This is a genomic window from Chitinophaga alhagiae, assembly GCF_003568665.1.
Classification (GTDB): Bacteria; Bacteroidota; Bacteroidia; order Chitinophagales; family Chitinophagaceae; genus Chitinophaga; species Chitinophaga alhagiae.
In genome coordinates this window covers 192,691-217,276 of sequence record NZ_QXMH01000005.1, presented here as the reverse complement: position 1 = coordinate 217,276, position 24,586 = coordinate 192,691, and the positions used below count along the sequence as shown (strand labels likewise).

Annotated in this window: 32 protein-coding genes and 1 pseudogene; 21 read left to right on the top strand and 12 right to left on the bottom strand. The window is 49.7% G+C overall.

Annotated elements, in window-relative coordinates:
- Positions 1–48: 48 nt before the first annotated feature.
- The 3 genes from D3A97_RS23030 (at position 49) to D3A97_RS23020 (ending at position 2,268) form a co-directional block, all read left to right on the top strand.
- Positions 49–915, top strand: a complete 867-nt coding sequence (locus tag D3A97_RS23030) for an AraC family transcriptional regulator (RefSeq protein WP_198674146.1) — start codon at positions 49–51, stop codon at positions 913–915.
- A 77-nt stretch (positions 916–992) separates the two neighbouring features.
- Positions 993–1,769 (top strand): helix-turn-helix domain-containing protein, encoded by a 777-nt coding sequence (locus tag D3A97_RS23025; protein WP_119080916.1) that lies wholly within the window; start codon positions 993–995, stop codon positions 1,767–1,769.
- Positions 1,770–1,842: 73 nt separating this feature from the next.
- Positions 1,843–2,268, top strand: coding sequence for a VOC family protein (locus tag D3A97_RS23020; RefSeq protein ID WP_119080915.1), 426 nt, complete (start codon positions 1,843–1,845; stop codon positions 2,266–2,268).
- Positions 2,269–2,319: 51 nt separating this feature from the next.
- Here D3A97_RS23020 and D3A97_RS23015 read toward each other — a convergent pair whose 3' ends face one another.
- From D3A97_RS23015 to D3A97_RS23005, 3 genes are all read right to left on the bottom strand, one after another.
- On the bottom strand, positions 2,320–2,700 hold the full coding sequence (locus D3A97_RS23015) for a VOC family protein (RefSeq protein ID WP_119080914.1): 381 nt from the start codon (positions 2,698–2,700) through the stop codon (positions 2,320–2,322).
- 72 nt (positions 2,701–2,772) lie between these two features.
- A complete protein-coding gene (locus tag D3A97_RS23010) occupies positions 2,773–3,561 on the bottom strand; it encodes a DUF6597 domain-containing transcriptional factor (protein WP_119080913.1) in 789 nt (262 codons plus the stop codon).
- A 54-nt stretch (positions 3,562–3,615) separates the two neighbouring features.
- Positions 3,616–5,046, bottom strand: coding sequence for a sulfatase (locus D3A97_RS23005; RefSeq protein WP_198674145.1), 1,431 nt, complete (start codon positions 5,044–5,046; stop codon positions 3,616–3,618).
- 97 nt (positions 5,047–5,143) lie between these two features.
- On the opposite strand from D3A97_RS23005, the gene D3A97_RS23000 reads away from it, so the two are divergent.
- From D3A97_RS23000 to D3A97_RS22990, 3 genes are all read left to right on the top strand, one after another.
- Positions 5,144–6,001: an AraC family transcriptional regulator gene (locus tag D3A97_RS23000; protein WP_119080912.1), complete on the top strand. Its 858-nt coding sequence runs from the start codon at positions 5,144–5,146 to the stop codon at positions 5,999–6,001.
- Positions 6,002–6,088: 87 nt separating this feature from the next.
- Positions 6,089–7,408 carry an amidohydrolase gene (locus tag D3A97_RS22995; protein WP_119080911.1) on the top strand — a complete coding sequence of 440 codons (1,320 nt, stop codon included), beginning with the start codon at positions 6,089–6,091 and terminating at the stop codon, positions 7,406–7,408.
- A gap of 21 nt (positions 7,409–7,429) precedes the next feature.
- Positions 7,430–8,674, top strand: coding sequence for an amidohydrolase (locus D3A97_RS22990; RefSeq protein ID WP_119080910.1), 1,245 nt, complete (start codon positions 7,430–7,432; stop codon positions 8,672–8,674).
- A 43-nt stretch (positions 8,675–8,717) separates the two neighbouring features.
- Here the strand turns inward: D3A97_RS22990 and D3A97_RS22985 are convergent, their stop codons facing one another.
- A complete protein-coding gene (locus D3A97_RS22985; protein ID WP_119080909.1) occupies positions 8,718–9,431 on the bottom strand; it encodes a LuxR C-terminal-related transcriptional regulator in 714 nt (237 codons plus the stop codon).
- A 140-nt stretch (positions 9,432–9,571) separates the two neighbouring features.
- Between D3A97_RS22985 and D3A97_RS22980 the strand changes: the two genes are divergently transcribed.
- Genes D3A97_RS22980 through D3A97_RS22970 form a run of 3 tightly spaced genes read left to right on the top strand, consistent with a single transcriptional unit; the run spans position 9,572 to position 12,946 of the window.
- On the top strand, positions 9,572–11,443 hold the full coding sequence (locus D3A97_RS22980; RefSeq protein WP_119080908.1) for a hypothetical protein: 1,872 nt from the start codon (positions 9,572–9,574) through the stop codon (positions 11,441–11,443).
- Between the two features lie 19 nt (positions 11,444–11,462).
- Positions 11,463–12,479, top strand: coding sequence for a hypothetical protein (locus tag D3A97_RS22975; protein WP_157986718.1), 1,017 nt, complete (start codon positions 11,463–11,465; stop codon positions 12,477–12,479).
- 20 nt (positions 12,480–12,499) lie between these two features.
- The gene (locus tag D3A97_RS22970) at positions 12,500–12,946 is read left to right on the top strand and encodes a hypothetical protein (protein WP_119080906.1); all 447 of its coding nucleotides are present in this window, start codon (positions 12,500–12,502) and stop codon (positions 12,944–12,946) included.
- Positions 12,947–12,965: 19 nt separating this feature from the next.
- Here D3A97_RS22970 and D3A97_RS22965 read toward each other — a convergent pair whose 3' ends face one another.
- Positions 12,966–13,364, bottom strand: a complete 399-nt coding sequence (locus D3A97_RS22965; protein ID WP_157986717.1) for a MerR family transcriptional regulator — start codon at positions 13,362–13,364, stop codon at positions 12,966–12,968.
- Between the two features lie 75 nt (positions 13,365–13,439).
- Here D3A97_RS22965 and D3A97_RS22960 point away from each other — a divergent pair, with 75 nt between their 5' ends.
- The 7 genes and pseudogenes from D3A97_RS22960 to D3A97_RS25065 all read left to right on the top strand — a co-directional run bounded on the left by D3A97_RS22960 (position 13,440) and on the right by D3A97_RS25065 (position 16,407).
- Positions 13,440–13,769, top strand: a complete 330-nt coding sequence (locus D3A97_RS22960; protein WP_119080904.1) for a YnfA family protein — start codon at positions 13,440–13,442, stop codon at positions 13,767–13,769.
- A 41-nt stretch (positions 13,770–13,810) separates the two neighbouring features.
- Positions 13,811–14,119 carry a Zn-dependent oxidoreductase gene (locus tag D3A97_RS22955; protein WP_119080903.1) on the top strand — a complete coding sequence of 103 codons (309 nt, stop codon included), beginning with the start codon at positions 13,811–13,813 and terminating at the stop codon, positions 14,117–14,119.
- Between the two features lie 38 nt (positions 14,120–14,157).
- Positions 14,158–14,583 carry a hypothetical protein gene (locus D3A97_RS22950; RefSeq protein WP_119080902.1) on the top strand — a complete coding sequence of 142 codons (426 nt, stop codon included), beginning with the start codon at positions 14,158–14,160 and terminating at the stop codon, positions 14,581–14,583.
- A gap of 80 nt (positions 14,584–14,663) precedes the next feature.
- Positions 14,664–15,548 carry a DUF488 domain-containing protein gene (locus D3A97_RS22945; RefSeq protein WP_119080901.1) on the top strand — a complete coding sequence of 295 codons (885 nt, stop codon included), beginning with the start codon at positions 14,664–14,666 and terminating at the stop codon, positions 15,546–15,548.
- Positions 15,549–15,710 carry a DUF8758 domain-containing protein gene (locus D3A97_RS25465; protein ID WP_498365911.1) on the top strand — a complete coding sequence of 54 codons (162 nt, stop codon included), beginning with the start codon at positions 15,549–15,551 and terminating at the stop codon, positions 15,708–15,710.
- Positions 15,711–15,732: 22 nt separating this feature from the next.
- Positions 15,733–15,867, top strand: a pseudogene (locus D3A97_RS25460) (hypothetical protein); the annotation flags it as partial.
- Positions 15,856–16,407 (top strand): DUF8757 domain-containing protein, encoded by a 552-nt coding sequence (locus tag D3A97_RS25065; protein ID WP_198674144.1) that lies wholly within the window; start codon positions 15,856–15,858, stop codon positions 16,405–16,407. The pseudogene D3A97_RS25460 and the gene D3A97_RS25065, both read left to right, overlap by 12 nt.
- Here the strand turns inward: D3A97_RS25065 and D3A97_RS22935 are convergent.
- Entirely contained in the window at positions 16,404–17,312 is a 909-nt protein-coding gene (locus D3A97_RS22935) for an NAD(P)-dependent alcohol dehydrogenase (RefSeq protein WP_119081014.1), read from the bottom strand. The genes D3A97_RS25065 and D3A97_RS22935 overlap by 4 nt on opposite strands.
- Positions 17,313–17,434: 122 nt before the next feature.
- On the opposite strand from D3A97_RS22935, the gene D3A97_RS22930 reads away from it, so the two are divergent.
- From D3A97_RS22930 to D3A97_RS22915, 4 genes are read left to right on the top strand one after another with little or no spacing between them, the layout of a single operon-like run.
- Entirely contained in the window at positions 17,435–18,427 is a 993-nt protein-coding gene (locus D3A97_RS22930; RefSeq protein WP_119080900.1) for an NAD(P)-dependent alcohol dehydrogenase, read from the top strand.
- A gap of 17 nt (positions 18,428–18,444) precedes the next feature.
- Positions 18,445–19,095 carry a class I SAM-dependent methyltransferase gene (locus D3A97_RS22925; protein WP_157986716.1) on the top strand — a complete coding sequence of 217 codons (651 nt, stop codon included), beginning with the start codon at positions 18,445–18,447 and terminating at the stop codon, positions 19,093–19,095.
- A 20-nt stretch (positions 19,096–19,115) separates the two neighbouring features.
- Positions 19,116–19,973 carry an SDR family oxidoreductase gene (locus tag D3A97_RS22920; RefSeq protein WP_119080898.1) on the top strand — a complete coding sequence of 286 codons (858 nt, stop codon included), beginning with the start codon at positions 19,116–19,118 and terminating at the stop codon, positions 19,971–19,973.
- A gap of 42 nt (positions 19,974–20,015) precedes the next feature.
- Positions 20,016–20,441: a YybH family protein gene (locus tag D3A97_RS22915; RefSeq protein WP_119080897.1), complete on the top strand. Its 426-nt coding sequence runs from the start codon at positions 20,016–20,018 to the stop codon at positions 20,439–20,441.
- Positions 20,442–20,486: 45 nt separating this feature from the next.
- On the opposite strand, the gene D3A97_RS22910 is transcribed toward D3A97_RS22915, so the two are convergent.
- The gene (locus D3A97_RS22910) at positions 20,487–20,903 is read right to left on the bottom strand and encodes a DoxX family protein (protein ID WP_119080896.1); all 417 of its coding nucleotides are present in this window, start codon (positions 20,901–20,903) and stop codon (positions 20,487–20,489) included.
- Positions 20,904–20,971: 68 nt separating this feature from the next.
- The gene (locus D3A97_RS22905; RefSeq protein WP_119080895.1) at positions 20,972–21,586 is read right to left on the bottom strand and encodes a TetR/AcrR family transcriptional regulator; all 615 of its coding nucleotides are present in this window, start codon (positions 21,584–21,586) and stop codon (positions 20,972–20,974) included.
- A 69-nt stretch (positions 21,587–21,655) separates the two neighbouring features.
- Between D3A97_RS22905 and D3A97_RS22900 the strand changes: the two genes are divergently transcribed.
- Positions 21,656–22,069, top strand: coding sequence for a hypothetical protein (locus tag D3A97_RS22900; RefSeq protein ID WP_119080894.1), 414 nt, complete (start codon positions 21,656–21,658; stop codon positions 22,067–22,069).
- 205 nt (positions 22,070–22,274) lie between these two features.
- Here D3A97_RS22900 and D3A97_RS24945 read toward each other — a convergent pair whose 3' ends face one another.
- The 4 genes from D3A97_RS24945 to arsB all read right to left on the bottom strand — a co-directional run bounded on the left by D3A97_RS24945 (position 22,275) and on the right by arsB (position 24,560).
- Entirely contained in the window at positions 22,275–22,577 is a 303-nt protein-coding gene (locus tag D3A97_RS24945) for a hypothetical protein (protein ID WP_157986715.1), read from the bottom strand.
- On the bottom strand, positions 22,574–22,954 hold the full coding sequence (locus D3A97_RS22895) for a transposase (RefSeq protein WP_119080893.1): 381 nt from the start codon (positions 22,952–22,954) through the stop codon (positions 22,574–22,576). The genes D3A97_RS24945 and D3A97_RS22895 overlap by 4 nt, the downstream gene beginning before the upstream one ends.
- An 80-nt stretch (positions 22,955–23,034) precedes the next feature.
- Positions 23,035–23,463, bottom strand: coding sequence for an arsenate reductase ArsC (locus tag D3A97_RS22890; RefSeq protein WP_119080892.1), 429 nt, complete (start codon positions 23,461–23,463; stop codon positions 23,035–23,037).
- Positions 23,460–24,560, bottom strand: a complete 1,101-nt coding sequence (gene arsB, locus D3A97_RS22885; protein ID WP_119080891.1) for an ACR3 family arsenite efflux transporter — start codon at positions 24,558–24,560, stop codon at positions 23,460–23,462. Before arsB ends, D3A97_RS22890 begins: the two co-directional genes overlap by 4 nt.
- Between the last annotated feature and the right edge of the window lie 26 nt (positions 24,561–24,586).

Genomic DNA, 24,586 nt, shown 5'->3' with positions numbered 1-24,586 from the left:
ATATTATCCATTTATGCCGGATATACCTATTTTGCAATAAAAAAGGCCATGCTGAAAGCATCTTACGAAGTGCTGCAGCCCGCGGGCAACCACTCCTTCCTGGTCAGAACGTTCGGGAAAACAGGCTTTGCCGCGCCATATCATTTTCATCCGGAATATGAACTGACCTGGATCGTGCAGGGAAGCGGCAAACGCTATGCAGGCAGCAACATGGCAGATTTTTCGGCCGGAGACCTGGTGCTGCTGGGCCCGCATGTACCGCATTGCTGGAAGCTGCAGCCGGGCTTAAAGAACGGGCCTGCCGCGCGTTCCATCGTGATCCAGTTCACGCCAGACTTCCTGGGAGGCGATTTTTTCTCCAAAGCCGAGCTGGCCAATATCCGCCAACTGTTTCAGCGGAGCGGCAGCGGCATCCAGTTCCTCAACAACACGCAAAAGCAGGTGCAGGCGCAGGTTAGAGAGCTGGCAGCGGAAAAGAACAACTTCAAAAAACTGGTGCGCCTGCTGGAAATATTGCAACAACTGGCGGTTTCGAAAGAATATCTACTGCTTGACCAGCAGCGGCTGATAGCGGAGCTTTCACCCGCCAATCAAACCCGGATCAGCCCCATCTTCGCTTACCTGGTAGAAAATTTCCGCAAAGAGGTATCACTCAACCAGGCCGCCGCCATTGCCGGCATGACGCCGAACGCGTTCTGTAAATACTTCAAGCGCATCACCCGCAAAACCTTTATGGAAACGGTCATTGAATACCGGATCAACTATGCCGCCCAGCAGCTTATACAGTCAGACAAAAGCATTTCGGATATTTGCTACGACAGCGGGTTTGGGGATGTGTCTCATTTTTACAAGATGTTCAAGACGCGGATGGAGATAAGCCCGTTGCATTACCGGCAGGAGTTTGGGGCGTTGTAAGAGCGGCCCAAATCCCCCCGTCAATTGTCGCGTTCAGCCCCGTATAAATATGTTTCCGGAGTTTACCTTTGGTTTGTATGATAGCTACGTACCTGCCACCGGCTCCCCGCATTGCGGAATACGTTCAGGAAGTACTCGTTATAGAGCACTTCCGGGTAACCACACCTTTTGTACTGCCGCTCTTCGCCAATGGCATGCCCACCTTGCTGTTCCAGACGGCCAGGGGAAAAATCGGGAACGCTACCAACAACCTCACGCTGTTCGGGCAAACGGTATTCCCCGATACGCTCACCATTACGGAAAATTTTACCCTGATCGCCTATTTCTTCAAACCTTACGCGTTGAATGCATTGTTCGGCGTTTCCGCCCAGGAGCTGACAGACAGCCCCATTGACCTGAACCTGTTACCCCCGTCCATAAGGGCGGGCCTCCAGGAGCAGTTGCTCAACGCGGCCGGCGCCGGAGAAATGATGGCGCTGCTGGATAACTACATCTTCAGCCTTACTACCAGGATCAACACAGACATGCGCATGATACAATATGCCGTGGAGCAGATTGCCGGTGCGCCCGCTCAAAAGAACCTGGCAACAGTGCAGCAGGAGCTTTATATGACCGGACGTACCTTTCAGCGGTTCTTCGAGAAGAACATCGGCATTATCCCCACCCGGTTCAGGCGCATCAGCCAGTTCAACGCCGCTTTCCGGCAGTTGAACAAACGCCGGTTCAAAAGCCTCACAGATATTGCTTTCAGCCACGGCTACGCAGACCAGAGCCACTTTATCCGCGCTTTCAGGGAATTTACCGCCCTCACGCCCGGGGAATACCTGGCTTACGGATCTTCTGCCGGAACGTGATTTTGTCACTTTTGTTCTATTCCGCCGCTCCGGCCCGGTATAACTTTGTGCTATAAAAACAAAAAAAAGCAACATGAAAAACAACATCTATCCCTGCCTCTGGTTTGACGGTCAGGCCCAGGCAGCAGCAAAATTCTACTGCGGTATTTTCAAGAACTCAAAGATCAGGGCAGACAACCAGATGGTAGTAGAATTTGAACTGGACGGCAAAAAGTTCATCGGGCTTAACGGCGGTCCGCATTTCAAGTTCAACGAAGCCGTTTCATTTGTAATAGACTGCGAAACCCAGGAGGAAATAGACTACTACTGGGAAAAATTGACGGCAGACGGCGGCATAGAAAGCAACTGCGGCTGGCTGAAGGATAAATTCGGCGTATCCTGGCAGGTAGTGCCTACCGTTTTACCCAAACTGCTCGGCAACCCGGAAAGGTCGCAACAGGTCATGGAGGTCTTTATGAAAATGAAGAAGTTCGATATCAAGGCGCTGGAGAATGCGTAAAAGCCATCACTGATGTGGAGAAACCTTCAGGTCTTATGATTTGAAGGCTTTCTACATTTCCTTTTCCTCCACCATCTCATAAAAAGACAGCGGGTTCCCAAAGGGATCTGAAAAATCAAAATACCGGATAACGCCGGGTACCAGCGTAATCTCCTCCACGTTACTGCCTATGGTTGTGGCCAGGTGGTGGCTGGCCGCTATATTCCCTGATTCGAAACGGACCATAACGGGTTTGGCGCTGGTGCCGTTATGCGGGAAAAGCTGCAACCATCCTCCGGGTATAACCTCAAACTCCCATACATCCGGCGCCGGGTTCAGCTCCATAACACCAGGGAACAGTTGCCGGTACCATGCAACAGCTTTGTCCAGGTCTGTTACCGGTAACCCTATGCACATGCTTTTGATCCCGGCGGTAGGTTTGTTGTTGTTCATCACTTTAAGTTTTATCACCCAAAATTAGCCGGCTTCCCTGCCGGGGAATAGGAAAAAAACGACATTTTCATGCTACGTCCAATGAGGTACCGTATAGAGCCATTCTTTGGGAGACAGTCCGGAAAATTCCCTGAAGTCCGCAATGAAGTGAGACTGGTCAAAATAGCCGTAGTGATGGGCCATTTGCGAGAGGGTAAGCGGGCTGCCCGCGGCCTCTTCCGTTAAGGCGTAGAAGCGGGCAATCCGGGCAAACTTTTTGGGGGTGAACCCGGCATGTTCCTTGAAATTCCGTTCAAATTGCCGGAGAGAGGAGTGGCATTGCAGTGCCAGTTGAGGGATATTTACACGCCCCTTCTTTTTTAGAATAAAGTTCACCGCCTTCCTGATCTCCGGCCGTTTGAACGGCTGCAGGCGTTTTTCCAGGAAGGCGGTGATGATAGCCACCCGTTCAGTATTGTCTGCCGCGCAGAGCATCCGCTCTGTAAGGCCGTTCTCCTGTTTCCCTAACAGCACAGAAAGCTCCGGCCGCTGGTCTGTGAAGCCAATGGCGGGAATGCCGAACAATGTGCTCAATGCCTGTGGATAGAGGTATACGCCAAACATCCCGAATGGCTTGCTGACAATAAACTGCCGGAAGTGTTTTGTTTGTGCATGAAGCCCGGTCTCAAAAATACTGCTTAGCCGGCTGTTGGCAGACAGCTCACTGAAAGCGCCCTGATAATGAAAAACCAGTTCCGGGCACACATTGGCCAATGTTCTGTGAAAATAGGGAGCAGCCGTTGAGCCGGCGCCTTCAAAAACCCAGAAGAACCCCACATAGTCCGTTAAATGTGCCGGTGGTGGTATGGTGTAATATTTCATGAGACCTCAACTCGAATTTACTGAAGTTTAGCCACTTCGGCACGCAGTACAACGTTAGTTGCCCCCCGCATATTGCGGGTTGCGCTGCCGGGGAATGGGGGCCTTAGCGGCCTGTTGCCATTGTTCCAGCATACCTTTCAGCTTTGCCAGCATTTGCGGTTGCGAAGCGGCCAGGTTATGCTGTTCGCCGGGGTCTGTTTGCAGGTTGTACAGCTCAAGGTCATTGTCCTCAAAGTACTGCAGCAGCTTCCAGTGGCCATACCGTACGCAACTGCCCGGCCGGGTGCGGAACAATGGGTCGCGGGCTTCATCTTCCTGCCGGTTGTACGCCTCCAGGTAAACGGGGAAGTGCCAGAACAGGGGCCTTGCGGCCATGGTTCCACCCTGGAGCACCGGCAGAATGCTTTGCCCGTCCAGCTCCGGGGCGTTGGTGTTGATGGAAAGCAGGTTGAGCAGGGTGGGGAAAAAGTCCATATTCGTGACCGGCACCGCTGAAGTGCCCGGTTGGATATGCCCCGGCCAGCGAAAGACCAGCGGTACCCTGATACCGCCTTCGTAATAGGAGCCTTTGCCCGCCCGCAGCGGAGATTGGTGAGAGGTAGCCCTGATGCCGCCATTATCTGATGTAAAGATCACCAGCGTGTTGCTGTCCAGGCCCAGTGCTTGCAGCTTCGTTAACAGGCGCCCGATGTTCATGTCCATGTTCTCTACCATGGCGGCATACACGGGATTGGCCTGTCCCGGTACTTTGGGCTTGCGCTCATATTTTTCTACCAGCGCAGCAGGGGCCTGCAAAGGCGTGTGTACAGCGTAATAGGGAAGATAGAGAAAGAAAGCCTTTTTCCTGTTCTCCTCCAGGAAGCTGACCGCTTCACTGGTAAGCCGGTCTGTCAGGTATTCACCCGGCGCGCCGTCTGTGAGGGTAGGAATTTTGTAAGGCGAAAAGTAAGACGGCGGATGCCCCTGGTGCGTACCGCCCCTGTTATAGTCAAAGCCGTGGAGCAGCGGGTTGCTGCTCAGGTGCCATTTGCCGATGATGGCGGTATGGTAGCCGGCCTGTTGCAGCATGGCGGGCAGGGTGGGAAAGCGGTGGTCCAGCACAGTTGTATTGGGCGTGGGAATGATCTTTCTCGTTTTGGCGTTGCCGCGGTCAGATTTGCCAACGGTATAGATGCCGTGGCGCGGCGTGTTAAGCCCCGTCAACATGCAGGCCCTGCTGGGGGCGCAGTTAGCGGCCGCGGCATAGCCGTTGGTGAATACCAGGCTTTGTTTGGCCAGCTTATCCAGTTGAGGGGTTTCATAGAAGTGGCTGCCCATAAAACCCAGGTCTCTCCAGCCCAGGTCATCCGCCACTATCAGGATGATGTTGGGGCGCTGCGCCGCGGCCGTGCCGGCAAGAAGGGTAAGGGCGGCCAGCAGGAGCATGCGCCCAGAGCGGAAGGCAGCCCGTAGTACAGCACGGCTGAAAAGGAGAACGGTTTGCATCCCTGTAAGATAGAATAATTTGCGGGGCGGCAATGGTGTTTCTGCTGCATTTATCGCCATTTTTTTATAAATTTCACAAATCGAATAAGCCGGTATCATGCGTACGAGTAAAGATGACAGGGTAGTGCCCGTTATAGGCCTTCATGGGTACAGGGAGGGCCAGGAGGCCGGGCGGGAGGAGTTGTTGTTCAACTACCTGCACGGAGAAAAGCATATAGACGAGCCTCATCAGCACGATTTTTTTATCATCATCCTGTTTGACCGGGCGCGGGGCGTACATACCATAGATTCTACAGACTACCGCATCGGCAACCGGCAGGTACATGTATTGTTTCCCGGTCAGGTACATACATGGCACATTGAGAGCGGCTCCGCAGGTTATCAGCTGATGATAGAAAAAGCATTCCTGGAACAGTTTGCGCCCTTCTTCCGTTTTTCGTTCACCAACTACCAGAACCACCCGGTCATCCAGCTGACAGACAGCGCTTTCAGGCTGTTGCATTATGAATTTAATGCCATCAGGGATGAGCTGAAAGCAGACAATTCCCTCCGGCACCTGATCAGCGCACGCGCGGCCGTTATTGCGGCCATTGTGAGCAGGGAAGCGGAAAGCAACTTCACCGAGTTTAAAGTATACCAGTCAAATCCCAGGCTGGCAAAGTTCAATATGCTCATAGACGAGTTTTTCAGGGAGCAGAAGTTTGTTGCCTTCTATGCTGAAAAGCTGCACATCTCCGCCAATTACCTCAATATCCTCTGCAAGAAAAACCTGAAGGTATCCGCCACGCAGTGCATACAGCAGCGCGTATGCACAGAGGCCAAAAGATTGCTCCAGGGTACCAGCCTTTCCATTAAGGAAATCGCTTTCGAACTGGGCTTTGCCGACCAGGCATATTTTTCCAACTTCTTCAGGGGCCAAACAGGGCTGACCCCTACCGGTTTCCGGGAAAAGTGATAAATTTTACAAAGAATCGCAGTAATCGCCCACGGGCCGCAACCGCCGGGCGGCGTACCTTTGTATGATCGTATCAAAAGCAATAACATGGTATCGCGTAAAGACTTTATCAGGAACTCCGCATTAGGTTTTGCCGGGCTGGCATTTGTTCCCGGAACGTTGAAGGAGGTTAATGGGACTACAAGCGAAAGCGCGCAAACAAGCGGCAGCTATATACTGAAAAACGTTCGGCTGGAAACTGGTTTTGCGTATGAAAATGATGAGGTTATTGCTACCCATACCGCGCTTTTTGCTGTTGAAATAGAAAACGGGGTAATCAAAAAGATCAGCCCCAACCAGCCCGGTGCAAAGAACGCGGTGGATGCCGGGGGCATGTTAATGCTTCCTGCGTTCAGGGACATGCACATCCACCTGGACAAAACCTTTTACGGCGGCCCCTGGCAGGCCGTGAGGAGGAGAACGGGCGGTGTAAAAGGGATGATTGCGCTGGAGCAGAAGATCTTGCCGGACATGCTGAAGAACTCCACCTATAAAGCGGAGCAGTTAATTGAATTGCTGCAATCAAAGGGAACATCCTTTGCACGCAGCCACGTGAACATTGAGCCTACCTCCCGGCTGGATTCCCTTAAAAACCTGCAAAAGGCGCTGGAGAACAAAAAGAAGGTGTTCGGCGCTGAACTGGTAGCCTTCCCGCAACACGGCGTGTTTTATACAGATACCGCCCTTTACCTGAAAGAAGCCGCTCAGGCGGGCATAGACTTCATTGGCGGAGTAGACCCCTATACAATAGACGGGGCTATAGAAAAAACGATGGACTTCACCATACAGCTGGCCCTGGACCATGGCAAAGGCATCGACATTCACCTGCATGAATCTGGCGAATCCGGGCTCAAAACTGTAGAATACCTCATTAACAAGGTAAATGAAAACCCCGCCCTGAAAGGGAAAACATACCTGAGCCACTGTTTTGTGCTGGGCAGGCTGGACAGGCCACAACAGGAAGCAATTGCGGAAAAGCTCGGCGCCGCGCAAATAGGCATCGTTTCCACCATCCCCTTCGGCGGACTGATCATGCCTATTCCCACACTGCTGAAACACAACGTAACGGTCATGACGGGGAATGACAGCATCATTGACCACTGGAATACGTTCGGCTCCGGAAGCGTTTTGCAGAAAGCGAACCTGGCCGCGCAACTGTACGGGAATACCACGGAATTTGGCCTGTCAAGAACTTTAAAGCTGGCAACAGCAGGCTTGCTGCCGCTGGATGACAAGGGTGTGCAACAATGGCCGAAGGCTGGTGACCAGGCCGATATGGTTTTTGTTGATGCCAGCTGTTCTGCTGAAGCCGTTTCACGGATATCGCCCGTTACATCGCTGATATACAAAGGCAATATCGTTTTTTAACCATCCAGCTCACTACATATCATGGAAACTGCTTACCATATCCTTGCCGGAAATAGCTATACTTTAAAGAATGTAAGGCTGGAAACGGCTTTTGTTTTTGACGAGGACGGTGTAACCGCCACCCGAACCGGCCTGTTCTGCATAACCGTCAGCAACGGGAAAATAACCAGGGTATTCCCGAATGATGCACCACTCCCGCACGCCATTGATGCCAAAGGTTACCTGATGCTGCCGGCGTTCAAAGACATGCACGTTCACCTGGACAAAACCCTGTACGGCCTGCCCTGGCAGGCGCTCTCCCCCAGGCGGAGAACAGTGCGGGATATGATCGCCTACGAGCAGGAGATCATCCCCACCTTGCTGAAAACATCTACCGCAAGAGCGGAGCAGCTCATCAGCCTTTTACAAAGCTATGGCACCTCCTTTGCCAGAACACATTTTAACGTAGATACCACCTCCGGCCTCCGCTCGCTCGAAAACCTGCAAAAAGCGCTTGACAACAAGCAAGACAGTTTCAAAGCGGAGCTGGTAGCTTTTCCGCAGCACGGGCTTTATTATACAGATTCAGCCCCGCTGATGAAAGAAGCCGCGCAGCTGGAGAACGTGGATTTCATTGGCGGGCTGGACCCTTTCAGCATAGATAACGGCATTCAGAAAGCCATTGATCTTACGGTACAGCTGGCCATAGATCATAACAAAGGCATAGACATCCACCTGCACGACGGGGGGAAGGAAGGCCTGCGCACCATAACGTACCTGGCGGAACAGGTGCTTCAAAACCCGCAGCTAAAGGGGCGTACCTTTGTCAGCCATGCGTTTGTGCTGGCGCAACTTCAGTCAAAAGAAACGGAAGCCGTTGCAGAAAAGCTGGCGGCGGCCGGCATGGGGATCGTGTCTGCCATCCCGTTCCGCGGGGCGGCCATGCCCATTCCAGCCTTGCTGAAACATGGGGTGGAAGTATTGATGGGCAATGACAACGTGCAGGATTACTGGAGCACGTTCGGTACCGGTAACATGTTGCAGAAAGCCCACCTGATGGCGGAGCTGTATGGCTGGGTAACAGAATTTGAGCTTTCCAGAACATTGCGTTTTGCTACCCGTAATATACTGCCCCTGAATAATGAAGGCCATATGCAATGGCCCAAAGCCGGAGACAAGGCCGCCCTGGTGCTGGTCAATGCCAGTTGCTCGGCGGAGGCTGTTTCCAGGATGTCTGCTACCGTGGCTTTTGCGCATGATGAAGGGAGCCTGTATTGGAAAAGCTGAAGATCTTTTTCGCCATGCTGCCGGCGGCAATCACCGCCACAGCCTATACCAGGTCAAAAGCAATGGCAAAACGAAGCAATTCCGCAAAGGATTTGCATTCTATCTTCCGGAAGATGTTCTTTCTATGTGTGGATACCGTATGTGCGGAAATAAACAGTTGCCCGGCCATCTCGTTGGTAGATTTACCGTTGGCCAGCAGGGTGATGATCTCTTTTTCCCGGCTGGTCAATGCGGCAAACCGCCGGTAATTTGCCCGGATGTACGTATCCTGGTCAAGCGTTCTGTTGACCCGGGCAATCAGCGCGTCCATGCCAATAACGGGAGAGGAAAGTAAAATGATCTTGTTTTCCGGCCCTGCAGCGGCCTTTACCTGCACTACCTTGCAAACGGTATAGAACCAGCTGTAGTCAGTCTCGCCATATAACCTGACCCGCTGAAAGAAATTATACTGTTTATCAAAGTCTCCCAGTTCCAGGTAATTGTTCATTCCCTGGAATATGGCAAAAGATTCCTCTTTCACAAAATACTTTTCATAGTACGCCTCGCCAAGCTCATTCACTTCATTTGCGGAAGAGCCCAGGTGCTCGCAGCCCCAATTGTTCATATAGCTGCATCCAACGGGCTGCAGGCCGTCCAGGTCATGCAGCATCAACGCGGCCGGCACAATATCCCCGATATCCGGAACACTGAAATCACCAGACCGAAGCCCTTTTGATATACCGTATAATTCTTTGTCTAAAGGTCTCATCATTTTCATAGCCAGGGAATATTGCAACTAAAATAGCCAATAAATACAGTTATCGCAATAACTGCAGCCATAAATACCTAGGGTAGGGTATTTACCTCGGTATCTGCCTGTTCTACCTTTGCCGGCAGCAACTTAATCCAGATGGGAACATGAAAATAATAACAAAGACCATTGCAGGCATTTTCGGGATCATGTGCCTCCTGGCGGGTATGCCCACACAGGCCCAGCCCCGCAAGTTCACTGAATTGTACAATTGCGGCAGCTATAAGAGCTTTTCCCTCCGGCTGGTCAATTTCAATGAAAAAGGCGAAAAGCATTTCATTGCCAATGATGACGATATGGAGATCAGCTTTATGCATAACGGAGAAAAAGTCACTATCCCGGGCAAAGGAGAATCCAGGGCGTTCAATGGAAAGGCAAACACTGTTTTTGATAACTGCGTCATCTACCTGGATGGCTTTCCCGTGGAGAACTACAACCGGTATATTACTTTTTACAATGAATATAACGGTAAACTTTCGCAGCTGGAAAAAAGCCATGACTTTAGCCAGGGCATGTATGGCATGCCAAATACCCGTGACCCCGAAAACCTGGCCAAAGGAGTTCAGATAGCCAAAAGGCTGCTGGTGCAGTTCGGGGAAATTGAGAAGGAGATACAAAGCCAGTTGAACAGGAAAAACGTATCAGGCAACTTTGATCACTGGAACTACCTGGAAAAATTAAAGGCCAGGTGTGCAAGTGATATCAAAACGTGCCAGCGTGTTATCAATGATAATGAGACCGCTATCAATAACTCCAAAAGAGAAACCGGGGAAAACAGGAAGCAGGAAGCGGCCTCAGCCGCGCCGGTGACGCAAAACAATATCAATATTACAGGCAATGGCGCCAGTAGCCCGGGCCGGGAGGAAGGAGACCGCCTTCAACCGGCTTCACAGTTTTCAGGAGGGCTGAACGATGTAAAAGAAGGAGAATATTTCAGGGACGATAAAGGCAACTACTATCAAAAAGTGAGGGATGGCGCCCGGCAGGTAGATAAAGTAACGTATGACAGGCAGGCGGCTAACAAAATTTATGCAAACATGCAACGCCAGGAAGCATTGCGGCAGCAGCGCGATGCGGAGTTCAAGCAAAAATGGGAGCAGGTCAGCACCAGCTTTTATGCCATGTCTGCCGCTCGGCACAATATGCGGGATGCTGCTGATCTGGACGGACATTTTGAAACCGTGGAAGAGCTGAACGCTGTTTTTGCGCAGAAAATGCGTGAAGTATCAAGCCTGGCAAGCGAGATGCAGCAGTCGTCTGCGCAGGCTGCCCGGGCTTACTCCCAAGCTATTGGCACAAGCGCTTCAGGGTACGATTATTCAGGTATGACAAGCGCCATTGGCGGCCTGGCCTCGGCCATTGCGTCCTCCAAAGCGGAAAAAGATGCCCGGGCGGAACTACAGCGGCAGCGCGCGGCCCAGGAAGCGGCTATCAAAGACCGGCAGCTAAAGGCGCTAGTTACCATCCGGCGGGAAGTAAACAAAATATTTGCCGATGGCGGTATGCCGCTTAGCTCACACAAGGTAACAGCGCCTGTATTATACCTGTTTGCCTACAGCAGCAATAAGGCAGACTGGAACAAAAACCAGCAGGTGGCCCTGAGCGTAAGCAATGTAATTCCCGTATACCGCTACAGTGATGGTACTTACCCTTATACCTCCACCGTAAAGCGGACCTTTGAGCAGGCTGGCCTCCGCAACCCCGTCATTATCGGCTACTTTACCGGCAGGCCCGAAGCGGAGCAATACCGTAATTCTTTATTGGGAGTAGCCCCCGGCGCCAGGTTTGTTTTGAAAGACATCACCATAACGGTAAAGGAACCGGCCGCCAACGCCAATGCGGCCGTGTCGCCGGGGCCGGATTTCTGGGGAACGAACAACACCGGCAGTCAAACGGGAACCGACTTTTGGGCCGTTCCGGCAAAAGAGAACAACATTAACGGAACAAAGACGGAACCGGATTTCTGGAATAAAAAATAGCACACATATCTCAAATTGCATGAAACAACTCTTACACCTCACTGTTTTTTTATGCATGGCAATGGTTGCACATGCACAGAACGCTATGGAAGCCAAAATGGCCTACCAGATGGCGGAAGAAAAATTTGATGCCAAACAGTATGGCGAAGCGCTCGGTTTTCTGAAAAAGGCGGAAACCGCTTTTGGCGGCGTGAACCCGCCAATGGCCTATTTAAGGGTAATGATAACAGACCAGGTTGCTGCTATCAGTGAAAAGGGAACAATAGGCAAGGAATCCCTGGGAGAGCAGCAAGAGGCCCTTGCAAACCTGGCTGCCGCACTGGCCGCTTTTGAAAATACCCAAGGAAAAGACGGACTCGGCGAGGCAAAGCTGATGGAAGTATACCGGCTCAAGGTAGACCTGGATAAAAGAAAAGAAGCCTATGATGCACGGGTAGCCTATTTAGTGAACCGGAACAGGCAGTTCCTGGATATGGTGAAACGCCTTGCCGCCGGGTTTCCAAAAACCGGTACTACTTTAGGCAGTTTTCTGGAACATCCCATAGCGTATAACGTACCGCTTTTCTATGCCAAAAAAGCCGTGACCGAAAAAATGACCAATAAGTTCATTAAAGACGCCGGTTTTGACCTGGACAAGAGCAGCACGTATTTTTTCAGGTATATGAAGAAAGACAAACTGAGCATTTTTGATGTTAAGACCAAGGGAAAAGGCGTAGACAAAGTTGCAAGCTATGGCGTTGCACAGGTAAAAAGCGATGGTTATAAAAAGACGGCCAGACATACGTTGAACCCCGGGCAAATTGCGGAGTTGCTACATATCTCCGGCGAATTGTGGACGGCGATAACGTCCGGCAACGAACCGCTGGTTGGATCAGATGATAAATGGTACGACATTAATTTCAGGAGCGATGAAAAGACACCGGACGGAGAATATAAACGCCTCTCAATGTCCATCAATAAAAAAATGCTCAACTACACCTACGGGAAAACCACGTATGAACTGATATGGGTGATTGTACGGGAGAACACACTGTAACATCTCAAAACAATTCGTACATGGAAAATTCAAGCCTCCATGCCGTACAAAACAGCGGTTTCACAGACAAGATAGACGTAGTTTGTCCACGCTGTGAAAGGAAAGCGCTGGTAATTGGAGCGGGCCTTCACGAGCCTGTGACCAGGCAGGAAGAGAAGGTCCGCTTTTCCTGTGCGCAGTGCAGGTACGCCATCAGATATGCCAATACCCCTAAGCTGAAGGTATATGTCAATAGCCGGGGCAAGCCGAAATATAGCCGCACGTTGCATCTCAATACCTCCATTGATCCCTTTTTCGGCTTTACACTATGGTACCGCATCCAGACCAACGAGGGATTGTTATGGGCCTACAACCTGGAGCATCTTGCCGTGATAGAAGCCTGTATTGCAGATGATCTGCACGGGCGGAACCGTGCATACCTGCTGCGGTTGATTGACAGGCTCAGGAAAAGGGAGGATATGGTTTGAGGTTTCATGCCGTTCCGGTTCATATTGCAAATAACCGGCAGTTCTCATCGGTATCCGGGGAGCAACACCCGCTCATACACGCGTCTACGCCGGACTGCAGCAATTCCTTCAGGTTCTCCAGCTCCTGTATCCTGGCATTGATGGTCTGTATTTTCCCGCTGGCGGCCTCACTGACCCTGTTGCACGTTGCCAGGTTCTCCTCCATGAGCGCTATGATCCCCGCGCTTTCGTTCAGCGTAAACCCATAACTTTTTATTTTCCTGAGCAGCAGCAATTGCCGGAGTATGTCTTCAGAATATTCCTTGTAATTATTTTCCCGTCTTTCCCGGCGCCCAACCCTGATCAGGCCCTGTTTTTCATAAAACCGGATCGTATCGCGGGAAAAACCGCTTCTTTTTGACAGTTCACCAATAAGCATATCCACTGTATTATTTACACAAATATACACCATGGACTATGCTCCACGGTTTATCTTTGTGCGTAAAAATATTTTATGCCTGTTTTGAAATCCATACTGATATTTATCCTGGCTGGCCTTTGTGAAATTGGCGGCGGATACCTGGTCTGGCAATGGCTGAAAGAAGGGAAGCCGCTCTGGATAGGTTTGACGGGATGTTTCATCCTGGTTTTTTACGCCGTTGTGGCCACCTGGCAACCGGCCGGGTTTGGGCGGGTATACGCTGCCTACGGCGGTATTTTCATCATTCTGGCGGTGTTGTGGGGCTGGAAGGTTGACAAGGTGAAGCCCGATATGTATGAGATCATTGGGTCGGTCATTTGCCTCATCGGTGCTTACATTATTTTCTTTGCCCCCAGAAAATAACCGGCCACTGTTGATTATACTCCAGGGGTTATCTTTGCTGTATGAAAACAACAAGGGAATTGAGCTGCAAATTGACAAGCCCCGCATTGCGGGAGCGGAAGGCTACTGTGCTGGCCTCCCTCAAAAAGAAAATACTATCCCGGCAGGAGCTGGATAGCGGTTACCGGTACAACTTCCAGGGGCACGATGAGGTGCTGGACGAACTGGTGTCGTTCATCAAGTCGGAAAGGCAGTGCTGTGATTTTTTTGAGTTCCGGCTGGCGGTTGCGGGGGATGGGAGCGAGGCCTCTCTGGAGATTACAGGGCCGGATGGTGCGAAGGCGTTTATTGAGACGGAATTGGGATTGTAGGTAGTATAACCGTTCCTATTCGTATTTTTATTGTTTATATGAAAACGTACTTACTGATATTTTTCATCACGATCACGTGTACACTTGGCTTTGGATGTGAGGATAAAACATTCGATGTTGACAGCCTGATATTGTACAATACCATTTCTGAAGATAGGGATATTGATAGTTATGATCTAGAGGATATGGGAAAGTATCATAAACAGGCTTACAATGACCAAAAGGTACTGGCCCTGATTAAGTCAGCAAAACCTTCTAATGATATTTTTCTGTGGAAGGGACATATAATTGGCGCATTTGCCTATAAGCATAAAGACACCGTTTTAATAAAGATCAGCAGGTACGGTGGGTTCTTTAGCATTGGCAGCAAAGTTTACAAGTTTGGTGAAAAGGAGAGAAGGGGAGAGTGGGCCGTGTTGATCAATGATTTTGTGGACAAGCACACACGAGAGACCTCCCAATAGTCTTTTCCGGACTTGCCCCTGGTTTAAAGTAGCAGTCTGTCAACCCTTGCAAGTTCTCCATTCTTCCTTACCTTTGCGGTATGTTTTACCGGCGAAAAGTAATATTGGCACTCTTGCAAGGCTTTGGTGGAAGTCTTGGCAAAACTCATTTGCAAAAGCTGCTATTATTGTTCGCCCAAAAACAGGATAAGCCAGATTATCATTTTGTGCCTTACAAGTACGGCTGCTACTCCTTTCAGGCTGCCGCAGATATATTCACCATGCAAAAATACGGACAGGTGCAAGTCTCCAATAAAGGTGTAGAAAAAACTGATCCGGTTGATTATATGAACTTGCTAAGGGAAGGGGACCGCGCTATCCTGAAGCAGCTGTATTTGCTTCATGGAAACAAGAAGTATAAAGACCTCATACGCTATACTTATACTTACTATCCATATTTTGCAATTAATAGTGAGATCGCTGACAGATACCTGAATACGGCCGAATTGAAAAAAGTTACTGCATGCAAACCGGTTACTTCCGCAACAGCCCTTTATACAATAGGCTATGAAGGAATTTCACTTGAACAGTATTTGAACCGCCTCATCGAAAATGATGTGCAGGTACTGGTGGATGTCAGGAACAACCCAATGAGTATGAAGTATGGCTTTACGAAAAGCCAGCTACTGAACGCATGCACCAGCGTGGGAATACAATATATCCATTTCCCGGAAGTAGGTGTTGTCTCTGAACAAAGGCAAGCGTTAACCTGCCAGGCTGACTACGATAGATTGTTTGAAAAATACCGAAAAGAAACGTTATCTTGCACTACTTCCACGCAAGAAAAAATCCTCCAGTTAGTTAAAGACAAAAAGCGCGTTGCCCTCACCTGCTTTGAAGCTAATGTGTGCCAATGCCATCGCAAGCACCTGGCTGAAGCTATCGTTCAACTACCAGAATGGAGTTACGAGTTAATCCATCTTTAAATGCCAATACTGAAAGTATTACTTACTGTTACAACTTACCCTTTACCATCCAGAAGTTATGACGAGTTGGTTTGTACCGCAGGAGTGCTGGAAAATGGAAACTGGATTAGAATTTACCCAATTCCTTTAAGTTTTTTGATTGACCTGAAACAATCAGGGTAAAGTCCGTAATGTCAAATACACCTGGGTAGAGCTGGAACTAATTAAAAGACCTGACGATTTCAGACCGGAGAGCTATTCTCCCCGTCACTACGATTTCCGGGATATTATTATTCATGAACCCCGGCTAAATACTGATGGCAACTGGTTGAAACGAAAGGAGTATTGTCTGAAGAACGTATATACGAATTTCGACAGATTAATAGAAGATTCCCAAAAGCCCCTGAACGTATCGCTTGCTACATTCAAGCCTACAGCTATAACAGCGTTTGAATGGGAAGAATGTGAGCGGGAATGGAAGGATGAATGGGTGGAAATACGGAAGCAGACCGACCTGTTTGCCGCAGGGAGTATTGATCCTCAAAAACTCATACCGAAAGTACCGTTTAAGTTCTTTTACAAGTTTACCGATGAAACCGGTAAACAACGCCGGTTGATGATTGAAGATTGGGAAATTGGGCAGCTATACTGGAATTGCCTCAAAGAGGCCACAAAACTTGCGGCGCATGATGAAAAGGCGGCCGAAATAACAGCATTGAAAAAAGTTAAGGAAAAATACTATGATGATTTTTTAAAGAGTAAAGATATATACCTGTTTGTTGGAACTACAAAAGAATGGCATATGAGGAGAGCATCAAACCCGTTTGTAATTATTGGGGTGTTCTACCCAATGAAAGAAACGCAGGGGTTGCTCTTCTAACCCGCATGCCGCACCACCACCACCACGTTCCCCTTCTTATGCTGCCGCTCCACATACGCATGCGCCTCCACAATCTCGCTGAGCGCATAACGCCGGTCAATAACAGCCTTTATATACCCCGCTTCTATCAGCCCTTTCAGGAAGGTTAGATATTCAGCCTGCAGCTTCACCGTTCCCCTGGCAACGGAAACGTACGTTCCCCCGGGCGCCAGGGCCCTTTTGGAGGCGGGTGCCGGTTTCTTCCCCACCGCATCGAAAACAACATCATATTTATCACCTTGCCGGGCAAAATCTTCTTTGGTATAGTCTATTACTTTATCAGCCCCCAATGATTGTACCAGGTTTATATTGGCGGTGCTGCAAACCGCAGTAACGGTTGCCCCGAAATATTTTGCGATCTGCACGGCAAAAGTACCCACACTGCCGGAGGCGCCATAGATCAGTACCTTTTGCCCGGGCTGGATATGCGCCTTGTCACGGAGGAAATACAGGGCGGTAATACCGCCAACCGGTACTGCTGCCGCCTCTTCGTAGCTCATGTTGGCCGGTTTTAAGGCCAGCGCCGCCTTTTCCCGCATGCATGTATACTCGCTGTAGCCGCCAAAGGCAAAGCCGGGCGTGGCAAATACCTGGTCTCCTTTGCTGAATAATTGCACGGCTTTACCGGTTTCTTCCACTTCCCCGGCCAGTTCAAAACCCAGCACCCTGACCCTGGAGGGTTTTAAAAGGCCATTGAAGAACCGCGCCAGGAAAGGGTCCGCTTTCCGCATGCGCCAGTCTCCCGCAGTAACGGTAGTGGCGTAGACTTTTATCAGTACTTCATCATCTTTGGGAACGGGCTTTTCTATTTCTTTCAGTTGCAATACACCAGGCGGGCCATATTTTTGGTATACAACGGCTTTCATGTTCGGGAATGATTTGATAAAAGTAAAATAAGGCGAATCATCAAGCATTAAACTTTTTTGTTCTTTAAAAAGGTGTTAACTTTTAACAGGGTGCATAATACCTTCCGTTTAATTGGACCACCATGAAAATCAAAGCCTACGGCGTTAAAAAGAAAGGCGGGAACCCTGCGCCTTTCTACTATGACAGGGAGCTGGGAAGGCATGAGGTGCTTGTCAGGATCACCCATTGCAGTATTACCCGGGGTGATATCCAGCTGATGAATGATGATTGGGGAGATACTGCCTTCCCTATGGTACCGGGTCATGAAATAATCGGGATCATAGTAGATACCGGCCCAATGGCCATTGGTATGAATGCCGGCGACCGCGTGGGCATCGGTTACCAGCAGGCGGCCTGTTTTGAATGCGAGTTTTGCCGGGCGGGGAACGAGCAGTTTTGTCCGCATCAGCGGGTGATATCTGTACACTGTTACGGCGGTTTGGCGGAACATATTATCACAGACTACCGGTTCGTATTTAAACTCCCCAAAAGCCTTGATTCCGCCAGGGCCGCGCCGCTGATGTCTTCCGGGTTAACGGTGTATTCAGCTATCAGGAGGGCAAAGTTGAAGGGCCATGCTGTTACAGGCGTGCTGGGCGCGGGAGGACTTGGGCTGCTGGCCATGCGGTTCCTGGAGAGAATGGGGCACCGGGTGTCTGCATTTTCACATTCCCCGGAGAAGAAGGAAATAATTGAAGGGGCCGGGGCTGAATACGTGGACAGCGCCAATTTATCCGGCCGGGACAGGCAATTTGATTTTATCCTTTCTACGGTCAACGCAGGTTTTGACATAGACGCCTACCTGAAGCTATTAAAGCCCCGGGGAAAACTTTGCCTGGTGGCATCTCCCTTGCTGCGGCAACCCGTTAGCCTTGGCCTCTTGTATGATTATGCACAGCGCACTATTTACGGAAATTATGTGGGCAGCCGCAAAAACATGAAAGACATGCTGGCTTTTGCGGCAAAGCATCATATTGAAAGCATGGTGGAGGTGATGCCGTTCGCTGAAATGAACAGGGCCATTGAAATGCTCAGGAACGGGAATACGCCGGTGAGGCTGGTATTGGAAAGTTAAAAATAAATCTATCGGGTTTGCCACAGAAAAGAAAGCAACAGCAGGAAAAAGTGGTCCACTGCTACAACCAGGTAGCGGAAAGTTATGCGGCGGCGCGGCATGACGAGCTTGCCGGGAAGCCGTTCGAACGGCTGTTGCTGGCGGCATTCGCAGTGGCCAGGCAGCACAGTGGCCCCATGGCCGACTTCGGCTGCGGGCCTGGACAAACAACCGGGTTCTTGTACCATCATGGCATACAGAACATTACAGGCATAGATATTTCTCCGGCCATGGTGGAAGCGGCCGGAAAGCTCCACCCGCAGATCACATTTGAGACCGGCAACCTGCTGGACCTCTCCTGGCCGGCACATTCTTTTGGCAGTGCGCTGGCGTTCTATGCCATTGTGCATTTCACCCGGGAAGAGATCAAAAAGGCTTTCAGTGAAGTACGCCGTGTGCTGAAAGACGGTGGACAGTTCCTGTTCTCTTTTCATGTAGGGGACGATACCGTGCACTATGACAAAGCGCACAATAAAGACGTGGATGTTAACCTGTATTACTTTCAGCCGGAAATGCTCATCCAGTTGCTTCACAGCACCGGATTCCGGGTAATTGACGCCCTGGAGCGGTATCCTTATAAAGACGAATATCAAAGCAAACGGGGGTATATCTGGGCAGAGACGGCGTGAAGCCTAAAACAAAATGCAAGATGAATAAAGTACTACTGGCCGGTTCAACAGGATACTTGGGAGGGTTCATACTTAAAGAACTGGTGAATAGAGGTTTTGATGTGAAAACAATTGTAAGAAGTGTAAATAAACTGCCGCCATCATTAATTGGGAATAATAAGTTGGAAATTGTCCACGGCGAACTGACCGACCCGAAATCAATTGAAAACTGTTGCCGGAACATAGATGTGGTCATATCCACTGTTGGCATAACAAAACAGAAAGACGGACTGACTTATATGGATGTTGACTACCAGGCAAACCTCAATTTGCTGGATGAGGCAAAACGGAACGGCGTAAAGAAATTCATGTACGTTTCCGTTTTAGACGGAGACAAATTAACACATCTTAAAATATGCGAAGCCAAAGAAAGGTTTGTTTTCGCTTTAAAAAACTCGGGACTGGATTATTGTGTCATTCGTCCAAGCGGCTATTTCTCAGATATGGGCGAATTTTACGAGATGGCACAAAAGGGCCGTGTTTATTTATTCGGGGATGGAAATTATAAAATGAATCCCATTCATGGAGAAGACCTGGCCATCATTTGCGTAGACGCTATGCAAACAAAGGACAAGGAAATTCCTGTTGGCGGGCCGCAGACTTTAACGTACAACCAGATTGCAGAAATGGCCTTTGCCGTGTCTGGAAGGCCACCAAAAATTACACATATCCCACTTTTCATTACGAAAGCGGTTTTGTTGCTGTTAAGAACATTTACCAGCGTCAAATTCTATGGCCCTATTGAATTTTTTATGACCGTTTTAACAATGGACCTGGTTGCAGATGAGCGCGGAACGTGTACCTTGAAAGCATATTTTGAAGAACTGAAGACGGCGTAAGCGTAAAATATCCTGAATTTCAATTTAAAAAACATCAAAAACATGAACAGGCAAAAATCGGGACTTGCAGAATTGACAAAAGAAAGTGCCCTGGCATTCGGGAAAAGGTTTGAAGAACTTTTTAATGAAGGAAAGTATAGGGAAATGGCGGCTTATTACACGGAAGACGCTGACCTTATTGGTATAAAATTACCCGTCTATAAGGGCGCTGAAGGCATTGAAGGTTTCTGGAAAAAAACCTGTGAAGCCGGCAGGAAAATAAGATTAAAGAGAACTATAGATGTTCTGGACGTTAAAACTGAAAATAACCTTGGTTATATCAGCGGGGTTGTTAGGGTAGAAATAAAGATCCTGTTCTTAAAAATTGAAAAAGTGTTCCGCTATGTAACAATATGGAAAAAGAACATTGAATTGTGGCAGTTGGCGATTGATATTTCAACGCAGGTTAAAACAACCAGGCGCCATTAAACCATCGTAACCGGCAAAGCCGGCCGGTTTTAATGCCGGCGCCTTTCATGTTTGGGCGTGACGGGGCTGAAACAAGCCCGGCCTGAAACAATAGGAGACTACTGTCAACCCAATGCAAACAAGCAAAAAGATAATTTTAGCAAACTCGTCTCCTACAATAAGGTGTGAGCAGAGCGCACCTAAAAACAAGATCATGGTACCCGCATATGCCCATTCCTTCACCAGTTTTAATCCGGGCAGCCCTATGCCTATTGCTGCCATAATTTTGCATGTTCCCAACATTAACGGCAGGTAGGAGGGGTAGCCGAGATGTGATAGCACGGCCGTTGCAAACCCTTTGTTAAGCCAATTAAAATCCCAGGTGGCCCCATATAGCAACTCAAATAGTAGCAGGCCGGTGGAAACCCAGTAGGTGATCTTTCTCGCCCTGGTTGGCGTTTCGCTTTGATTGTTGCTGTTCATGTTTGTAGGTTTAATGGTTATTTATTCAATTCGATTTACCCAAATGGGTAATATAAATAGAAAAAAAATTACCTCCTCAGGGACATTTTAATAAAGGATTTGATCGCTTCCCTTCGCTCGTGCATGAGCAACTGAAATTCCTTATTGTCAAGCCCTATGATCACCTGTATCATAGGCCTTCCTATAAAAGGGAAAATAGTCATGGACACCATGTTCATAAAAAGATGCCTGGAGTTGATCGGGCGAATGTTGCCGGCGGCAATTTCTTTATTGACCGAGGCGTCAAAACTGGTAAAGATCGAGCTGGCGCTGCCATGAATATGCCTGGCTATGAACCGGTCCGCATCCTTATTCAGCTCGTTGATCACAAACCGCGGCAGGGCAGAGTTTTTAAGCAAAATGTTCATATACCCATCCACCACCAGGTCCATCTTTTCTTCCAGGGACAGCTCCATGGCCAGGATGGAATGAATATTGGCCACCATGCGCTTCAGCGCCATGCTGAAAATAGCGTCAAACAGGGCGTCTTTGGTTTTGAAGTAATAATGCAGCAGGCCTTTATTGATACCCGCTTTGTCAGCGATCTCCTGCATTCTGGCCCCGTCATATCCTTTCTCATGGAAGACATTTTCAGCGGCGGAAAGGATCTTTTCTTCGGTGTTAGTGTTGTTTTCTGCGTTCATCTAAAACAAATGTAAACTATTTACCCAAACGGGTAATTTTTAAATTTATATTTATCTTTACTGAAAAGTATGCCCACCAAGCACCTCCACAGGCTCCTGGCCTTCCATGCAATTGTTACCCTGGCGGCCGGGCTGGTGTTGATAATGGCCCCTGCCGCCATTCCGGGAACGGTTGATATCCAATTACAGCCGGGCCAGTTCCTCCTCTGTTACTTTCTGGCAGCAGCGGAGTTTGCCCTGGCCTACCTGTCCTTCTATAGCAGAAAGTTGACTGATCCTGTCATGTTACGCCTGGTTGCGGTTACGATGATCATCTTTCATGGGGTAACATTGCTGCTGGAGCTGTATGCGCTGGGAGACGGCCTGAGCCCCAGGATCATGGCCAATATAGTTGCCCGGGCAGTTATTATTGGGTTGTTCTTCTATTATGGGATGGTCAAATTGCCAAAATCTGCTGTGAATAAGCCGGAGCAGGGTATTTAAAGAGATGCGCGGCTGTTGACTCCTGGTGACACCTCTTATGATTGAAATAAAAAACATATATGTTGCCTTCCCTGGAAGCCGGTAACAAGCCGATAAGAAGGCGACTAGAAGCCGACTAGAACGGCTTTTAAGCCGACAAGAAGGCAATTAGCGGGCCGGCGGCGCCCGATGTCTTATACTGAAAAAACTTTACAGGGGTTAGGTGTTAGTTACAGGTTTCGCTTGACAGCATTGTCGTTAAACACGTTTTTCGCTTTACAGGTAACTGGATTACCACGAATATCGCTTTACGATGGTGGCCTGCCAGTTCTTTTTTCAGTACTTCATGCAGGGCGCCCAAGCCCGCACCGGGCTGCGTCTGGCGGATACGGAGCACGTTTTCAACAATGAAGTGATCGGTTACCTGCTGATTATCCTGCCGCCAGATCTGGTCATAGTAGGCTTGCCGGGTTTTTCCAAACAGTCCACAAAGCTTTTCTACGCTTCGGGAACAATCATACTCCCTCATTTGTCGGACGGTTTGGTGCCAAGCTTTTTTACCAGGTCAACTCCCAGCTCCTTCCCGGCATTGGCGATCAACAATTCCAGCGCCTGTATCTTTAATCGGGCGTCTTCCAGTTCTTTATCTTTCTGCCTGAGTTGCGACAGCTCTGCTGCACTCAGCAACGGTGGCGGTGCCTCTGATGGCAATGGAGGGGAACTAAGCCCGACTGTCCCATGATGCTTTTTGTACCACCGTACAATCGACTCTACCACGGCATTACCGGTGATGCCATACTTGGCCGCGATCTCTGATTGGCTCAGTGCCGAACTTAAATAGTCCTGCGCGATCGCTATGCGCTCCGAATCTGAATACTGGCTTTTTCTTCCTTGCGGCTTCTTCATATACGAAATTTAATTTAAACGTTATTAAATCCCTAATCTGTAAAGCCTTTTCTGAAATAAGACAAACAACGGAATGCCCTTCAGGCTTCCTTTTTTAATAATTGTGTATCTACAAAATGCCTGCAATACTCCCGGATGATCTCCCGTACCTCACGGAACTGCTGCATGATCTCCTCCTCAGTACCGGTTGCCTTTGCCGGGTCGGGGAAATTTTCGTGGAGCTTTTCAGCGCGGGACGGGAATACCGGGCACTGTTCCCTGGCGTTGTCGCAAACGGTGATTACATAGTCAAAGTCAATGCCGGCATATTCCGTTACATGGTTGGACGTGTGGCCGGAAATATCGATCCCAGCCTCTGCCATGGTGGCAATGGCGCGGGGATTTACGCCGTGCGTTTCAACACCCGCGCTGTAGATCCCGGCAACGCCGCCCGCAAAGTGGCGCAGGAAGCCTTCTGCGATCTGGCTGCGGCAGCTGTTGCCGGTACATAAAACAAGAATTTTCTTCATTTGGATGGTGTTGTTTGGTTATGCAACAGGGTGGTATCATGTTGAGTTCCGTACCAGCGCTTGCGCAGCCAGAAGGCCACGTTCACCAGGGCAATCAGTGCGGGCACTTCTACCAGCGGGCCTATCACGCCCGCAAAAGCCTGGCCGCTGTTGATGCCGAATACGCCGATAGCCACGGCAATAGCCAGCTCAAAGTTATTGCCTGCCGCGGTGAACGCAATGGAGGTGTTTTTCGAGTAATCTGCGCCAAGGGCCTTCCCCGCCAGGAAGCTGACCAGGAACATGATCACGAAATAGATGGCCAGCGGGATGGCAATGCGTACCACGTCTATCGGGATCTGTACGATCAATTCGCCTTTCAGGCTGAACATCACCACAATGGTGAACAGCAGCGCGATCAGGGTCATTGGCGAGATCGCCGGGATGAACTTCTCCCGGAACCACGCTTCGCCCTTCCAACGGGTCAGCACGTAACGGCTTACAATACCGGCGGTGAAGGGGATGCCGAGGTAGATGGCCACGCTTTCAGCGATCTGGCCAATGGTCACGTTCACTTCCAGCCCTTCCATACCGAACACCGGCGGCAATACGGTGATGAAAAACCAGGCATACACGCTGTACAGCAGCACCTGGAACAGGCTGTTCAAAGCCACCAGCCCGGCGGCGTACTCACGGTTGCCTTCGGCCAGCTCGTTCCACACCATCACCATGGCAATGCAGCGGGCAAGGCCTATCAGGATCAGGCCGGTCATGTACTCCGGGTAGCCATGCAGGAAAAGTACGGCAAGGCCGAACATGAGCACAGGGCCGATCACCCAGTTAAGCAGCAGGGACGCGCCAAGGACCTTGGTGTTACGGAACACTTCGCCCATTTTGCCGTAGTTTACTTTGGCCAGCGGCGGGTACATCATCAGGATCAGGCCAATGGCCAGCGGAATGTTGGTGGCGCCTGCTGAAAAGGAGTTGATGACCTCCGCGCTGGAGGGCACAAAATAGCCCAGGCCTACGCCGGCCAGCATGGCCAGGAAGATCCAGCCTGTCAGGTATTTGTCGAGAAATCCCAGGCGTTTCCGCCGGGCGGGATTACATGGCTGCATATGCTGTTGCGTGTTAAATATTAATG

Bases quoted from the DNA above. Each gene is read 5' to 3' on its own strand.
- D3A97_RS22890 (WP_119080892.1), bottom strand. From the start codon at position 23,463: ATGAAGAAAATTCTTGTTTTATGTACCGGCAACAGCTGCCGCAGCCAG.
- D3A97_RS23020 (WP_119080915.1), top strand. From the start codon at position 1,843: ATGAAAAACAACATCTATCCCTGCCTCTGGTTTGACGGTCAGGCCCAG.
- D3A97_RS22980 (WP_119080908.1), top strand. From the start codon at position 9,572: ATGAAAATAATAACAAAGACCATTGCAGGCATTTTCGGGATCATGTGC.
- D3A97_RS22965 (WP_157986717.1), bottom strand. From the start codon at position 13,364: ATGCTTATTGGTGAACTGTCAAAAAGAAGCGGTTTTTCCCGCGATACG.
- D3A97_RS22900 (WP_119080894.1), top strand. From the start codon at position 21,656: ATGCCCACCAAGCACCTCCACAGGCTCCTGGCCTTCCATGCAATTGTT.
- D3A97_RS22905 (WP_119080895.1), bottom strand. From the start codon at position 21,586: ATGAACGCAGAAAACAACACTAACACCGAAGAAAAGATCCTTTCCGCC.
- D3A97_RS22930 (WP_119080900.1), top strand. From the start codon at position 17,435: ATGAAAATCAAAGCCTACGGCGTTAAAAAGAAAGGCGGGAACCCTGCG.
- D3A97_RS22950 (WP_119080902.1), top strand. From the start codon at position 14,158: ATGAAAACGTACTTACTGATATTTTTCATCACGATCACGTGTACACTT.
- arsB (WP_119080891.1), bottom strand. From the start codon at position 24,560: ATGCAGCCATGTAATCCCGCCCGGCGGAAACGCCTGGGATTTCTCGAC.
- D3A97_RS22955 (WP_119080903.1), top strand. From the start codon at position 13,811: ATGAAAACAACAAGGGAATTGAGCTGCAAATTGACAAGCCCCGCATTG.
- D3A97_RS22985 (WP_119080909.1), bottom strand. From the start codon at position 9,431: ATGAAAATGATGAGACCTTTAGACAAAGAATTATACGGTATATCAAAA.
- D3A97_RS25465 (WP_498365911.1), top strand. From the start codon at position 15,549: ATGCCAATACTGAAAGTATTACTTACTGTTACAACTTACCCTTTACCA.
- D3A97_RS22970 (WP_119080906.1), top strand. From the start codon at position 12,500: ATGGAAAATTCAAGCCTCCATGCCGTACAAAACAGCGGTTTCACAGAC.
- D3A97_RS22935 (WP_119081014.1), bottom strand. From the start codon at position 17,312: ATGAAAGCCGTTGTATACCAAAAATATGGCCCGCCTGGTGTATTGCAA.
- D3A97_RS23000 (WP_119080912.1), top strand. From the start codon at position 5,144: ATGCGTACGAGTAAAGATGACAGGGTAGTGCCCGTTATAGGCCTTCAT.
- D3A97_RS22975 (WP_157986718.1), top strand. From the start codon at position 11,463: ATGAAACAACTCTTACACCTCACTGTTTTTTTATGCATGGCAATGGTT.
- D3A97_RS22995 (WP_119080911.1), top strand. From the start codon at position 6,089: ATGGTATCGCGTAAAGACTTTATCAGGAACTCCGCATTAGGTTTTGCC.
- D3A97_RS22990 (WP_119080910.1), top strand. From the start codon at position 7,430: ATGGAAACTGCTTACCATATCCTTGCCGGAAATAGCTATACTTTAAAG.
- D3A97_RS22945 (WP_119080901.1), top strand. From the start codon at position 14,664: ATGTTTTACCGGCGAAAAGTAATATTGGCACTCTTGCAAGGCTTTGGT.
- D3A97_RS23015 (WP_119080914.1), bottom strand. From the start codon at position 2,700: ATGAACAACAACAAACCTACCGCCGGGATCAAAAGCATGTGCATAGGG.
- D3A97_RS23025 (WP_119080916.1), top strand. From the start codon at position 993: ATGATAGCTACGTACCTGCCACCGGCTCCCCGCATTGCGGAATACGTT.
- D3A97_RS22910 (WP_119080896.1), bottom strand. From the start codon at position 20,903: ATGAACAGCAACAATCAAAGCGAAACGCCAACCAGGGCGAGAAAGATC.
- D3A97_RS23030 (WP_198674146.1), top strand. From the start codon at position 49: ATGCTGAAAGCATCTTACGAAGTGCTGCAGCCCGCGGGCAACCACTCC.
- D3A97_RS22920 (WP_119080898.1), top strand. From the start codon at position 19,116: ATGAATAAAGTACTACTGGCCGGTTCAACAGGATACTTGGGAGGGTTC.
- D3A97_RS23010 (WP_119080913.1), bottom strand. From the start codon at position 3,561: ATGAAATATTACACCATACCACCACCGGCACATTTAACGGACTATGTG.
- D3A97_RS22895 (WP_119080893.1), bottom strand. From the start codon at position 22,954: ATGAAGAAGCCGCAAGGAAGAAAAAGCCAGTATTCAGATTCGGAGCGC.
- D3A97_RS22960 (WP_119080904.1), top strand. From the start codon at position 13,440: ATGCCTGTTTTGAAATCCATACTGATATTTATCCTGGCTGGCCTTTGT.
- D3A97_RS24945 (WP_157986715.1), bottom strand. From the start codon at position 22,577: ATGAGGGAGTATGATTGTTCCCGAAGCGTAGAAAAGCTTTGTGGACTG.
- D3A97_RS23005 (WP_198674145.1), bottom strand. From the start codon at position 5,046: ATGCAAACCGTTCTCCTTTTCAGCCGTGCTGTACTACGGGCTGCCTTC.
- D3A97_RS22915 (WP_119080897.1), top strand. From the start codon at position 20,016: ATGAACAGGCAAAAATCGGGACTTGCAGAATTGACAAAAGAAAGTGCC.